Source organism: Mesorhizobium sp. USDA 4775, assembly GCF_054062655.1.
Genome location: NZ_JBSSFM010000001.1, coordinates 1,543,949 through 1,556,983 on the forward strand (window position 1 = coordinate 1,543,949; position 13,035 = coordinate 1,556,983).

Consider the following 13,035-nt stretch of genomic DNA (forward strand, 5'->3'; position numbering starts at 1 on the left):
CAAACGGAGCCTGCCATGCCATCCACCATCAGAACCACCACGCTGCCTTCTGGCGAAGCCATTCAAGTGCTCGGCCAGGGCACGTGGAAGATGGGTGAGGATTCGCGTCGCCGTGCCGATGAGGTCAACGCTCTCAAACTCGGCCTCGATCTTGGCCTCACGCTGATCGACACCGCCGAAATGTATGCCAGCGGCGGCGCCGAGGAAGTGGTGGCGCAAGCCATTGCCGGGCGCCGCGCCGAGGTCTTCGTGGTCTCGAAAGTTTTGCCATCGAACGCGTCGCGCGCCGGCGTGCAGCGCGCCTGCGAGAACAGCCTGAAGCGCCTGCGCACCGACCGCATCGATCTCTATCTCCTGCATTGGCCGGGCAGCGTGCCTTTGGCGGAGACGGTCGAAGCCTTCGAGGCCTTGAGGAGGGCCGGCAAGATCCGCCATTGGGGCGTCAGCAATTTCGACACCGAGGACATGGAGGACCTGGCCGGTTTGCCCGACGGTGGCAACGTCCAGACCAACCAGGTGCTTTACAATCTGGTCCGACGTGGCCCCGAATTCGATCTGGCGCCCTGGAGCCGCAAGCGCGGCATCCCTTTGATGGCCTATTCGCCGGTCGAGCAGGGCGCGCTGGCACGCAATACTGGGCTTGACGCCGTCGCCGCCCGCCACAATGCGACCGCGGCACAAATCGCCCTGGCCTGGGTGATGCAGCAGGAAGGCGTCATCGCCATTCCGAAAGCCAGTAGCCAGGAGCACGTCCGCCAGAATTTTGCGGCGCTCGACATAAAGCTTACGCCGCAGGACATCACCGACCTCGACCGTGCGTTCCCGCCACCGACCCGCAAGCGTGGCCTGGAGATGATCTGACTACTTCCCCGCCAGTCCCTTCAGCCGGTAAAGCGCTTCCAGCGCTTCCCTCGGCGTCATCTCGTCGGGGTTGATCTCGCCCAGCGCGGCGCCGAGCGCGTCGCTCTTCACCGGCTTCGGCGCCTCCCGCTTCATGGCCACGGAAAACAGCGGCAGGTCGTCGACCAGCCGGTTGGTCTTGCCGGAAACCTCGCCTTCCTCCAGCTGGTGCAGCACCTGCTTGGCCCGGTCGACCACCGCTTCCGGCAGGCCGGCGAGCCGCGCCACCTGCACGCCATAGGAGCGGTCGGCGGCACCCTTGCCGACCTCGTGCAGGAAGACGACGTCGCCTTCCCATTCCTTGACCCGCATGGTGACGTTGTGGAGCCGCGCCAGCTTGCCGGCGAGCGAGGTCATTTCGTGGAAATGGGTGGCGAAGATCGCCCGGCAGCGGTTCTTCTCATGCAGGTACTCCACCGCCGCCCAGGCGATCGACAGGCCGTCGAAGGTGGCGGTGCCGCGGCCGATCTCGTCGAGGATCACCAGCGCCCGTTCGCCGGCCTGGTTGAGGATCGCCGCCGTCTCGACCATCTCGACCATGAAGGTCGAACGGCCGCGCGCCAGATCGTCCGAGGCGCCGACGCGCGAGAACAGCCGGTCGACGACGCCGATATGGGCCGATGTTGCCGGCACGAAGGAGCCGGTCTGGGCCAGGATGGCGATCAGCGCGTTCTGCCGCAGGAACGTCGATTTACCGCCCATGTTCGGGCCGGTCAGCAGCCAGATCGCGCCGTTCTTGGCGTTCCCCTCCGGCGACAGGTCGCAATCATTGGCGACGAACGGCCCGTCGCCGGAACGGCGCAAGGCCTGCTCGACAACCGGATGCCGGCCGCCGGAGATTTCGAAGGCAAGGCTCGAATCCACGACCGGCCGGCACCAGGCTTCGCTTTCCGAAAGCAGCGCCAGTGCCGCCGAGACATCGATCGCTGCCAGCGCATCGGCGCCGGCACGGATCTTTTCCGCCTCGCCGACGGCTTGCGCCGTCAGCGTATCGAACGCCGCCAGTTCGATGCTGAGCGCCCGGTCTGCCGCGTTGGCGATCTTGGTCTCGAGTTCGGCAAGCTCCGTCGTGGTGAAGCGCATGGCATTGGCCATGGTCTGGCGGTGGATGAAGCGCGCCTTGGCGCCATCGCTGCCGGTCATGATCGCATGATGGTTGGCGGTCACCTCGATGTAGTAACCCAGCACATTGTTGTGCCGGATCTTCAGGGAACGGATGCCGGTCTCCTCGATCAGCGAGCGCTCCAGCCCGGCGATCACTTTTCGCGATTCGTCGCGCAACGCCTGCATCTCGTCGAGTTCCGGGTGGTAGCCGCCGCGCAGGAAGCCGCCGTCGCGCTTGAGCAGCGGCAGTTCCTCGCCGAGCGCCTGGGTCAGATGCTGGGCAAGCGCCTGCGGCAGCGCCTGAATGGCGGCCATTGCAACCGCCAGTTCCTGGGGCAGGGCGGTTGCGGCGAAGATTTCGACGATAGCGCCGGCCGCCTCGAAACCGGCGCGCAGGGCGCCAAGGTCGCGCGGGCCGCCGCGGTTGAGCGCCAGCCGGGACAGAGCGCGCGGCATGTCGGCGACGCTTTTCAGGCTCGTCCGCACCGCCTGGCAAAGCCGGGTTTCGGAGCGGAAGAACGACACCGAATCCAGGCGCGCGCCGATCGCCACCGGGTCGGTCAGCGGCGCCATCAGCCGGTCGGCGAGCAGCCTTGCGCCGCCGCCGGTCACCGTGCGGTCGATCGCCTTGAACAGCGAGCCCTCGCGGCTGCCGGACAGCGTGCGTAAGAGTTCGAGATTGCCGCGCGTCGCCGGATCGATGAACAGGGTCGAGCCCTGCTCCTCGCGCTCCGGCCGCGACAAAGGCGGCCGCTCGGCCTTCTGCGTCTTCTCGACATAGGCGATGGCGCCCGAGATCGCCGACAGTTCGGCGCGCGAGAACGTGCCGAAACTGTCCGGCGTCGCCACGTCGAAGAAGCGGGCGATGCGCCCGGTGGCCGAGGCAGAATCGAACAGCGACGGCGGCTGTGGATTTGCGACGCGGCCGAGCACGTCGAACACCGGCCTCAGTTCGGGATCATGGAACACCGGCTCGGCGACGATCAGCTCGCGCGGATCGACACGGAAAATGTCGGCCAGCAGCCGGTCGGCGGTGGTCTCGGCAACGCGGAAGGCGCCGGTCGAGATGTCGATCCAGGCAATTGCGAAGGAATGGTCGCTGCCGCCCTTCACCCGGCCCAGCGCCATCAGGAAGCTCGATTCCGACGGCGCCAGCAATTTGTCCTCGGTGATGGTGCCCGGCGTCACCAGCCGCACCACGTCGCGGCGCACCACCGATTTGGAACCGCGTTTCTTGGCCTCAGCCGGATCCTCGATCTGCTCGCAGACGGCGACGCGGAATCCCTGGCCGATCAGCTTCTGCAGATAGTCGTCGGCCGCATGCACCGGCACGCCGCACATCGGGATATCGTGGCCCTGGTGCTTGCCGCGCTTGGTCAGGACGATGCCCAGCGCCCGGCTCGCCTTTTCGGCGTCGTCGAAGAACAGCTCGTAGAAATCGCCCATGCGGTAGAACAAGAGCGAATCCGGGTTCGCCGCCTTGATCTCGATGAACTGCTCCATCATCGGCGTGACGGCGGCCGTGCCGGGCGGCGGCGTCATCACCTCGGGGGCGTCGGGCTCATTCGCTAGGTGCATGTTCATGGCGCGGCACGCTAGCAGATGTGTTGGCCGGGTTTAATGCCGGAGCTTCGAAAAGCAGGGGAAGACCGAGGCGATCGTTTGCACGCAATTGTCCTTCGGCCTGCGATTCCCGCGCGCTGGCGGTTTACACGCGGCGGCGCGTGGTCTTAATTCGGACCGAAACAAAGCACCCGCTTCAAGGAGGTGCTGCACCGGCGAGGAAATCAAAAGCATCATGGCCAGGAAAACCGAGAACAACGGTCCGTCCGTCAGCGCGCAGGAAGCGCTCGAATTCCATGCGATGGGCCGGCCTGGCAAGCTGGAGATCGTCGCCACCAAGCCGATGACGACGCAGCGCGATCTGAGCCTCGCCTATTCGCCAGGCGTCGCCGTGCCGGTGCGCGCCATCGCCGAGGATCCCAGCCGCGCCTTCGACTATACGACGCGCGGCAACATGGTGGCCGTCATCTCCAACGGCACCGCCATCCTTGGCCTCGGCAATCTCGGTGCGCTGGCCTCCAAGCCGGTGATGGAGGGCAAGGCGGTGCTGTTCAAGCGCTTCGCCGATGTCGATTCCATCGACCTCGAGGTCGACACCGAGGATGCCGACGAGTTTATCAACTGCGTGCGCTTCCTCGGGCCGTCCTTCGGCGGCATCAACCTCGAGGATATCAAGGCGCCGGAGTGCTTCATCATCGAGCAGCGCCTGCGCGAGCTGATGGACATCCCGGTCTTCCACGACGACCAGCACGGCACCGCCATCATCTCGGCCGCCGGCCTGATCAACGCGCTGGAGATCACCGGCCGCGACATGAAGACCACCAGGCTGGTCTGCAACGGCGCGGGTGCCGCCGGCATCGCCTGCATCGAGCTGATGAAGGCGATGGGCTTCGCACCCGAAAACATCATCCTGTGCGACACCAAGGGCGTGGTCTTCCAGGGCCGCACCGAAGGCATGAACCAGTGGAAGTCGGCGCATGCGGTGAAAACCGAGGCACGCAGCCTTGCCGAGGCGCTCGACGGCGCAGACGTCTTCCTCGGCCTCTCGGCCAAGGGCGCGCTGACCACCGCCATGGTGCAATCGATGGCCAAGAACCCGATCATCTTCGCCATGGCCAATCCCGATCCGGAAATCACGCCGGAGGAAGTGGCCGAGATCCGCACCGACGCCATCATGGCGACGGGCCGTTCGGACTATCCGAACCAGGTCAACAACGTGCTCGGCTTCCCCTACATCTTCCGCGGCGCGCTGGATGTACGGGCGACCACCATCAATGACGACATGAAGATCGCCGCGGCCCGCGCGCTGGCCGAACTGGCGCGCCAGGACGTGCCCGACGACGTCGCCGCCGCCTATCAGGGCAACCGGCCGAAATTCGGGCCCAACTACATCATCCCGGTACCGTTCGACCCGCGGCTGATCTCCGCCATTCCGCTGGCGGTTGCCAAGGCAGCTATGGAGTCGGGCGTCGCCCGCAAGCCGATCCTCGACCTCGACCGCTATGCGCAGGAACTGTCGGCTCGCCGCGACCCGATCGCCTCGACCCTGCAGCGCATCTACGACCGCGTCCGCCGCCAGCCCAAGCGCATCGTCTTCGCCGAGGGCGAGGAGGAGCAGGTGATGCGCGCCGCCGTCTCCTATGTGAACCAGCGCCTCGGCACCGCCATCCTGCTCGGCCGCGACGACGTCATCAAGGAAAACGCCAAGCACGCCGGCATCGACCTCAACAAGCAAGGCATCGAGATCATCAATGCAAGGCTGTCGCGCCGCAACGGCATCTACACCGACTATCTCTACGAGCGCATGCAGCGCAAAGGCTTCCTGTTCCGCGACTGCCAGCGCCTGATCAACAACGATCGCAACCACTTCGCCGCCTGCATGGTGGCGCTGGGCGACGCCGACGGCATCGTCACCGGCGTGACCCGTAACTATTCCACCGCGCTCGACGACATCCGCCGCGTCATCGACGCCAAGCCCGGCCACCGCGTCATCGGCGTCTCGATCGTGCTTGCGCGGGGCAAGACCGTGCTGGTCGCCGACACCGCCGTGCACGACATGCCGAATGCCGAGCAGATCGCCGATATCGCCGAGGAAGCGGCTGGCTTTGCCCGCCGCATGGGCTACGAGCCGAGGCTCGCCATGCTCGCCTATTCCACCTTCGGCCACCCCCAGGGCGAGCGCTCCGAACGCGTCCAGGAAGCCGTGCGCATCCTCGACAAGCGCCGCGTCGATTTCGAATATGACGGCGAAATGGCCGCCGACGTCGCGCTGAATGCCCGCGCCATGGCGCAATACCCATTCATCCGCCTCACCGGCCCGGCCAATGTGCTGATCATGCCGGCCTTCCACTCGGCCTCGATCTCGACCAAGATGCTGCAGGAACTCGGCGGCTCGACGGTCATCGGCCCGTTGCTGGTCGGCCTGAACAAGCCGGTGCAGATCGTCTCGCTGAACGCCAAGGACTCGGACATCGTCAACATGGCGGCGATCGCGGCGTACACGGCGGGGACTTGAGGGCCGGTCCGTCGAAGGCGGAAGCCAACGATCCGGCTCTTCGAACCCGGCGGCGCTCGAAACGCCGTCGGCTCCCCATAACAGATTGATAAGATTCACCTGATATACGGAAACTCTTGCCGCATGCCGTAACGGCATCCACGGCGCGCTCAGACCGCTAAATGGGGGTGCGGCCATGAAGCATGACGGAGTTTCCGTACCCACGGCCGGCCCGGGGGTCTACCACGACGAGCGGCTGGACGCCTTGCTCAGCATTACCGGCCGCATGGACGGTTATCTCTACCGCTGCCGCAACGACGCGTCCTACACCATGCTCTATATCAGCGACGGCATCTTCACCGTCAGCGGTTATCGGCCGAGCGATTTCATCCACAATGCGGTGCGCGACTATGTCTCGGCCATCCATCCGGATGACCTGCCATCGGTCTATGCCGCCGTCGACGCCGCGCTCGAGGCGCGCTGCAACTGGAACGTCGACTATCGTATCGTGCCCAGGGCCGGCGAACCGCTCTGGGTCCGCGAGATCGGCGGCGGTGTCTGGGACAAAGCCGGCGAACTCGAATTCCTGGAGGGCTTCGTCGTCGACATCAGCGACCGCAAGGTCGTCGAGGACCTCAACGCCCAGCTGGTCCTGGATCTGAAGACCGCCAACGAGGAACTCTCCGCGCAAAAGCGCGAGATCGAGGTGGCGAAGCAGCAGAGCGACCATTCGGCCAACCACGATGCCTTGACCGACCTGCCCAACCGGCGTGCGTTCCACAACGAGCTCAAATCGGTGGTCGCCCGCTGCGGCGCCACCGGCGAGGCGGCCGGGCTGCTGTTCATCGACCTCGACCGGTTCAAGGAAGTCAATGACACGCTCGGCCACGAGGCCGGCGATGCGCTGCTGCAGCGTGTGTCGAGCCAGCTTCGCTCGATCCTGCGCAGCGCAGATTTCGTCGCCCGGCTCGGCGGCGACGAGTTCGCCTTCCTGTTCTCGGCCGACACCGAGCTGGCACGGCAGAAGGCCGTGCGCGTCGCCGAACGCATCCTGGAAAGGTTGCGAATCAAGGTCCCCGCGCCCAATGGCGCCATCCAGGTCGGTTGCACCGTTGGCGTGGCGATGTATCCGGCGGAAGCCGGCGACTCCGAAGCGCTGATCGCGCTCGCCGACCGGCTGATGTACATCGGCAAAAAGAGCGGCCGAAACCGGCTCGTCACCGCGAGCGAAATGGCGCCACAACAGCCATCGCCCAGGCCTCGTCTTCGCAAGACGGCGTAGCTATCGCCGGCTTCAGCCCGGCGCGAACGCCCGTGCCGCTTCGACGACCTCCTCGATCTGGTCCTGCCGCAGCAGGTCGATCGGAACGCGGCCGTCGAGCCGTGCCGCTGGGCGCGTCAGCCACAGCCAGGCAAGTCTCGGATTGCCTATCAGCGACTGCACGTTGCTTATGCCGGCGACCGGCCTGCCGTCGACGAACTGCGCCAGCGGGAAAACGTGCTTGCGGCCGCCCTTGCGCAAGGCGATGACGTCGCCGCGCCTCTGCCAGCGGTGCAGGGTCGAGCGGGCGATGCGCAGGTTTTCCTCCAGATAGGTCGAGCCGGCGACGCGGCCGGCCCAGTCCTCGATCAGCATCGATTCAAGGTCGTCGGACCGTGGCGGCGGGGCAAGCGTTTCATCGGCCGGCAACGCCCTCGGCATATCGGTGACGCCGGCTTCGCTGCGGCGCGCGGCTTCGGCCGCCAGCGCGCGCACGAATTTCGAGGCAAGGCCGGGAAGGTCGGCATGGATGGCGTCGATGGCGCGCTGGTGCTTTGGCGACAGCAAGGTGACGGCGGATGCTATGCTGCCGGCGATCTTGCCGACCGAGACCACGGTGGACTGGTTTATCGCTTCGTCATAATGGGCAAGCGCACGTTCGACGTCCTCCGCGACCATCTCCGCGAAGTCGTCCTGTCCAAGACCGGTTGTCTGAAATCTGCTCATGCACATGTCTTCCGGCCGCGTGCGCTCCTCCCTCAGCCGCGGCCGATTGCTGAATATCTACTGCGGAAAACGGAAATCATGGCGGCAACGGATCGCGCCGCCCGACAGCTTGCTGTCTTGCATCTTTTCAACATCCCATCTGACTGCGGGCGCCCCGAAATGTCAGTCACGGGACGCTCTCGATTTCGTGTAGGAGCGATATGTGACAACTGCGCGACGGTGAGAAGCGGTCCGCTTTTCCTTCTCCCACAGGGGGAGAAGGGAAAGGAGCTCTACAGCAACCCAGCCTGTTCCGCCTCGCGGCGCAGGTTCTGCCTTGGCCTTGGGCCGATCTGCTGGATCACCAGGCCGGCGGCCAGTGAGCCAAGGTCGCCGCAGGTCTTGAGGTCGCGGCCTTGCGTATAGCCATGCAGGAAGCCGGCGGCGTAGAGATCGCCGGCGCCCGTCGTGTCGACCAGTTCCCGGATCGCCGTCGCCTGGATCACCACGGTCTCGTCGCCGCGCACGATGACCGAGCCTTTTTCCGAGCGGGTGACGGCGGCTATTCTGCAGTCCTTGCGGATCTTGGCCAGCGCCTCGTCGAAGGACGATGTCTGGTAGAGCGACTTGATCTCGTGGCTGTTGGCAAAGACGATGTCGACCGTGCCCGAGCGCATCAGCTCGAGGAATTCGTCGCGGTAGCGGTCGACGCAGAACGAATCCGACAGCGTCATGGAGACTTCGCGGCCTGCCGCATGCGCCAGCCTGGCCGTCTGCCGGATCGCCTCCTTGGCGCGCGGCGGGTCCCACAGATAGCCTTCGAAATAGGTGACCTTGGCGCCCGATGCCTTGTCGGCCTCGACATCCTCCGGCCCAAGCTCGACGCAGGCGCCGAGATAGGTGTTCATCGAGCGTTCGCCGTCGGGTGTGACGAAGATCATCGAGCGCGCCGTCGGCGGCTCGCCCGTGAGCGGCTTGGTGTCGAAGGCGACGCCCTGCGCGCGGATGTCGTGGGCGTAGATTTCGCCCAGCCCATCGTTGGAGACCTTGCCGAAGAAGGCGGCGCGGCCGCCGAAAGAGGCAACGCCAGCCGCCGTGTTGCCGGCGCTGCCGCCGGAGGCTTCGATCGCCGGACCCATGCGGCTGTAGAGCAGTTCGGCGCGGTGGGTGTCGATGAGGTTCATCGCGCCCTTGATGATGCCGTTGGTTTCGAGGAATGCCTCCTCGCACTGGGCGATGATGTCGACAATGGCATTGCCGATGCAAAGCACGTCATAATCCGGCATCAATGTCTCCGCCACAAACCCGAGCCGGCTTCTTGTCACGCTGGCCGGGCGCGGGTTTAGCGATTCGCGGCGGCTTTGCCTAGGGCATGTTGCTATTCAGGTGATGCCGGCCTGACCTGAATTGCAACGAGCCCTGGAGCGCGACACGCCAGGCGCTACGACAATTCGACCGTGGACGAAGCATTTCTTCGCGGCGTTGCCTACAAGTCAGCCCGATCGATCACATCGGAATACGGCAGGCCCATGTCCGCAAAGAACGACACGACAACCGACCTGGCATTGCTCGGTGTGCTGGCTGTGCTGTGGGGTGCTTCCTACACTTTCATCAAGATCGGCGTCGAAACCATCCCTCCGGTGACTTTCATCGCCGCCCGCACCTTGATCGCCGGCGGCATCCTGTTCGCCGTCATCCGTTGGCGCGGACTTGCGATGCCGCACGACCTGGCCATCTGGCGCCGCTTCGCCTTCCAGGCCTGCCTCAACAGCGTCATACCGTTCACGCTGATCGCCGCGGCCGAGCGCTCGGTCGATGCCGGCCTCGCCACCATCCTCAACGCGACCTCGCCGATCTTCACCTTCCTGCTGACGGCGCTCATCACCCGCCACGAGCCGGTCACGGTGCGCAAGCTGATCGGTGTCGGTGCCGGCATAGCCGGCATCTGCCTTATTGTCGGCACGGAGGCGCTGGGTGGTCTCGGCCACGAGCTGTGGGCGCAGGTCGCCATCGTCGTGGCGACGATCTGCTATGCCGGCGCCGCCATTTTCGGCCGCGGCTTCAAGGGTCTCGATCCGATGCTGCCGGCGGCAGGCTCGATGCTGTGCGGCGCGGTCATGCTGGTGCCGCTCAGCCTGGTGGTCGACCAGCCCTGGGCGCTCGCGCCATCGACGGCGTCGATCCTGGCCTTGCTCGGCCTGTCGGTGTTTTCGACCGCACTTGCCTTCGTCATCTATTTCCGCCTCATCCACACGCTGGGTTCCGTCGGCACCACGTCGCAGGCCTATCTGCGCGTGCCGATCGGCGTCGGCATCGGCGCCGTCTTCCTCGGCGAAAGCCTGGGGCCGACGGCGTGGCTCGGCATGGCTTTTGTCGTGGCCGGCGTCGCGGCCATGACCATTGCGGTCCGTAAACCGGCCTTCGCCCGTTAGACGCCCCGATTTACTTGTGCTCGCGGCCCGCGCTGCCTATCTCGGAAGCGTCCCGCCTTCCGGCGGTGTCCTGCGACCCGGGGGGTGAAACACGGTGATTTTCGACGCTGCCCGCATCGCGGTCTTCGAGCTGCTCTCGCCGCCGTTTCGTGCCGTGTTCATCAAGACGCTCGGCCTGACCGTGCTGGCGCTGGTCGCCTTGTGGTTCGGCCTGACCAGCCTTGTCGAGTGGCTGGCTTTACCATGGCTCCAGACCTTGTTGCCGGGCATACCGTCCTGGGCCGGCTGGCTTGGCGGCATCATCGCGGCCATCGCCCTTGCCTTCGGCATGGCACTGCTCGTCGCGCCGGTCACGGCGGTGATCGCCGGCTTGTTCCTCGACGATGTCGCCGAAGTGGTCGAGCGCACCGATTATCCCCGCGACCCGGTCGGGCGCGCCATGCCGGCGCTGCGGTCGCTGGTGCTGGCGATAAAGTTCTTCGGCGTCGTCATCCTCGGCAACATCGTGGCGCTCATGCTCCTGCTGGTGCCGGGCATCAACATCGCCGCCTTCTTCATCGTCAACGGCTATCTGCTCGGCCGCGAATTCTTCGAATTCGCCGCGATGCGCTTTCGCCCTGAGGATGAAGCCAGGGCCTTGCGCCGGCAGTATGCCGGCACGGTGTTTCTCGCCGGGCTGGTCATAGCGACCTTCCTTGCCGTGCCGCTGCTCAATTTGCTGACGCCACTCTTCGCCGCCGCCATGATGGTGCATCTGCACAAGGCGGTTTCGGCGCGGGAAAGCCGTCGCTGACCACGGTCGCCTTATGACGGCCGCCGCTTAATCCGGGGATTTGCCGAACAGCGCCTGCAATTTGCCGAACGGCATGGCGGCGCGAGTGAAGCCGAACGTGCCGTCCTGCTGGATTTCGCGCGTCGCCGTCTCCAGCATGCCATAGGCGAAATTGGTCAGCCACGGCCCGAGCGAAATGCGCTTCACTCCGGCCTTTGAGAGATCGGCGATGGTGAAGCCCGGTTTCGCCATGACGTTGACCGGCTTGCTGAGCGCCGAACACAACGTTCGCACCATCTCGACGTCGCCGATCCCAGGCGCATAGAGCACGTCGGCGCCGGCCTTCTCGAAGGCCTGCAGCCGCTTGATGGTGTCGTCGAGATCGGACTTGCCCCACAGAAAATTCTCTGCCCGCGCCGTGAAGACGAAATCGCGTCTTAAGGCCCGCGCCGCCTCCGCCGCCGCCGCGACGCGCTCGACCGCGTGGGAGAAATCATAGATCGGCCTGTCGGGATCGCCGGTGTGGTCCTCGATCGAGCAGCCGGCAAGGCCGGCGGCTTCCGCCGCGAATATGGTTTCGGCGGCCCGCTCGGCGCTGTCGCCCTTGCCTTTCTCAAGATCGGCGGAGACCGGCAGGTCGGTGGCCGCCGTCACCTCGCGGCAGTGATGGATCATCTGCTCGAAGGTCACCGCGCCGTCCGGCAGGCCGCGCGAAAAGGCAAAGCCGGCGCTTGTCGTCGCCAGCGCCCTGAAACCGAAGGATCCGAGCAGCTTGGTCGTGCCCGGATCCCAGGGATTGGGCATGACGAAAGTCGAGGCATGCAGGTCACGAAAGATCTTGCCCTTGTCCATGAATGCTCCCCATCACAAGTGTTTGGGGGCGGATGCTATCGCGCCGTCTTCGGCCGGGCAAATAAATGCGCTTGGTTCAGAAGCGTTTCTCGTTCTCTGCTGCCAATTTCTCGAACGCGTCGGAATCCTTGACGTAGCGCGATGTCTTCTTGTCCCAATGATAGGTGACGGAAATGTCGTGCGACGACGCTTCGGGCGGCGCGTCATCGCAGCTTTCATCGCTTGGCACGATGCTGTCGGTGACCGTCACCTTGACGGCGGCATAAGGCTGGCCGTCGGCGATGGTCTGGAAGGTCACATCCTGCTTGCGGCTGTAGGCGCAGAGCCTTTCGTCGAACGTGTAGATCATGTCGACCAGCTCGAATTTGTCGTCGCGGACCATGATCAGCGGCGTGATCACATAGCCCTGGCTCGAATTGAAATGCGTGCTCATGGTGATCAGCATGTCGTCGCCGGCGCCGATCGAGAGCTTGTTCGGCTCGCGAAAATAGGTGCTGCGGTCGACCGCGACGTTGGCCGCATCGAGCAGTTTCGGCTTGGCCGTGACGTCGTAGAGCGCCAGCACAGCATAGCCCTCTGCACTGTCGGGAGAGTCGCCAAGGTCGAACAGCATCGCCAGTCGGTCCTGGCCGCCGGCCCTGATGGCAAGCACGGCGGCATTCGGGAAGCTGGATGTCTCTGGCGGCGAGCCGCCGCTATCCGGTCCCTCGATATGGCGCATCTCGATCGGCAATCCGCCCTTGTAGAAACCATTCCCGTCCGAGGCGAGGCTCGGGATGACCAATTTGGCCAGGTCGAGATAGGTGACATCGCTGCGGCCGGGCAGGGCGCTGCCGAGATCCGGGAAGCTGACGGTTTGCGCGCCGGCCGCGGTCCACAAGAGCGGCAGCAGCATCACGGCGAGGATGAAGCGGAAAAGGTTCGTTGGCATGAGCGCCCCCCAAGATCAGGC

10 protein-coding genes are annotated in these 13,035 nt (G+C 65.2%); 5 read left to right on the forward strand and 5 right to left on the reverse strand.

The features are described 5' to 3' along the window. The first annotated feature begins 15 nt into the window (after nt 1–15). Nucleotides 16–861: an aldo/keto reductase gene (locus tag ACVILI_RS07675; RefSeq protein WP_038651821.1), complete on the forward strand. Its 846-nt coding sequence runs from the start codon at nt 16–18 to the stop codon at nt 859–861. Here ACVILI_RS07675 and mutS read toward each other — a convergent pair whose 3' ends face one another. Next, a complete protein-coding gene (gene mutS, locus ACVILI_RS07680; protein WP_240564588.1) occupies nt 862–3,588 on the reverse strand; it encodes a DNA mismatch repair protein MutS in 2,727 nt (908 codons plus the stop codon). It abuts the gene before it with no gap. Between the two features lie 214 nt (nt 3,589–3,802). Between mutS and ACVILI_RS07685 the strand changes: the two genes are divergently transcribed. Beyond that, complete coding sequence (locus ACVILI_RS07685; protein ID WP_019862900.1) at nt 3,803–6,082, forward strand: NADP-dependent malic enzyme; 2,280 nt, start codon at nt 3,803–3,805, stop codon at nt 6,080–6,082. A 175-nt stretch (nt 6,083–6,257) separates the two neighbouring features. Beyond that, nucleotides 6,258–7,343, forward strand: coding sequence for a sensor domain-containing diguanylate cyclase (locus ACVILI_RS07690; RefSeq protein WP_019862901.1), 1,086 nt, complete (start codon nt 6,258–6,260; stop codon nt 7,341–7,343). 12 nt (nt 7,344–7,355) lie between these two features. Here the strand turns inward: ACVILI_RS07690 and ACVILI_RS07695 are convergent, their stop codons facing one another. Together ACVILI_RS07695 and ACVILI_RS07700 are read right to left on the reverse strand one after the other, a co-directional pair. After that, nucleotides 7,356–8,048 carry an antitoxin Xre/MbcA/ParS-like domain-containing protein gene (locus tag ACVILI_RS07695; RefSeq protein ID WP_038651831.1) on the reverse strand — a complete coding sequence of 231 codons (693 nt, stop codon included), beginning with the start codon at nt 8,046–8,048 and terminating at the stop codon, nt 7,356–7,358. A 272-nt stretch (nt 8,049–8,320) separates the two neighbouring features. After that, nucleotides 8,321–9,313: an adenosine kinase gene (locus ACVILI_RS07700; RefSeq protein WP_027047691.1), complete on the reverse strand. Its 993-nt coding sequence runs from the start codon at nt 9,311–9,313 to the stop codon at nt 8,321–8,323. 243 nt (nt 9,314–9,556) lie between these two features. Between ACVILI_RS07700 and ACVILI_RS07705 the strand changes: the two genes are divergently transcribed. Together ACVILI_RS07705 and ACVILI_RS07710 are read left to right on the forward strand one after the other, a co-directional pair. Then, the gene (locus tag ACVILI_RS07705; RefSeq protein WP_038653775.1) at nt 9,557–10,459 is read left to right on the forward strand and encodes a DMT family transporter; all 903 of its coding nucleotides are present in this window, start codon (nt 9,557–9,559) and stop codon (nt 10,457–10,459) included. A 94-nt stretch (nt 10,460–10,553) separates the two neighbouring features. Continuing rightward, nucleotides 10,554–11,252, forward strand: a complete 699-nt coding sequence (locus ACVILI_RS07710; protein WP_038651834.1) for a sulfate transporter family protein — start codon at nt 10,554–10,556, stop codon at nt 11,250–11,252. A 27-nt stretch (nt 11,253–11,279) separates the two neighbouring features. Here ACVILI_RS07710 and ACVILI_RS07715 read toward each other — a convergent pair whose 3' ends face one another. Then, nucleotides 11,280–12,083: an isocitrate lyase/PEP mutase family protein gene (locus ACVILI_RS07715; RefSeq protein ID WP_019862911.1), complete on the reverse strand. Its 804-nt coding sequence runs from the start codon at nt 12,081–12,083 to the stop codon at nt 11,280–11,282. A 76-nt stretch (nt 12,084–12,159) separates the two neighbouring features. Beyond that, nucleotides 12,160–13,014: a hypothetical protein gene (locus ACVILI_RS07720; RefSeq protein WP_038651840.1), complete on the reverse strand. Its 855-nt coding sequence runs from the start codon at nt 13,012–13,014 to the stop codon at nt 12,160–12,162. Between the last annotated feature and the right edge of the window lie 21 nt (nt 13,015–13,035).

Coding starts and splice junctions, on each gene's coding strand:
- ACVILI_RS07675 (WP_038651821.1), top strand. CDS start 16: ATGCCATCCACCATCAGAACCACCACGCTGCCTTCTGGCGAAGCCATT.
- mutS (WP_240564588.1), bottom strand. CDS start 3,588: ATGAACATGCACCTAGCGAATGAGCCCGACGCCCCCGAGGTGATGACG.
- ACVILI_RS07685 (WP_019862900.1), top strand. CDS start 3,803: ATGGCCAGGAAAACCGAGAACAACGGTCCGTCCGTCAGCGCGCAGGAA.
- ACVILI_RS07690 (WP_019862901.1), top strand. CDS start 6,258: ATGAAGCATGACGGAGTTTCCGTACCCACGGCCGGCCCGGGGGTCTAC.
- ACVILI_RS07695 (WP_038651831.1), bottom strand. CDS start 8,048: ATGAGCAGATTTCAGACAACCGGTCTTGGACAGGACGACTTCGCGGAG.
- ACVILI_RS07700 (WP_027047691.1), bottom strand. CDS start 9,313: ATGCCGGATTATGACGTGCTTTGCATCGGCAATGCCATTGTCGACATC.
- ACVILI_RS07705 (WP_038653775.1), top strand. CDS start 9,557: ATGTCCGCAAAGAACGACACGACAACCGACCTGGCATTGCTCGGTGTG.
- ACVILI_RS07715 (WP_019862911.1), bottom strand. CDS start 12,083: ATGGACAAGGGCAAGATCTTTCGTGACCTGCATGCCTCGACTTTCGTC.
- ACVILI_RS07720 (WP_038651840.1), bottom strand. CDS start 13,014: ATGCCAACGAACCTTTTCCGCTTCATCCTCGCCGTGATGCTGCTGCCG.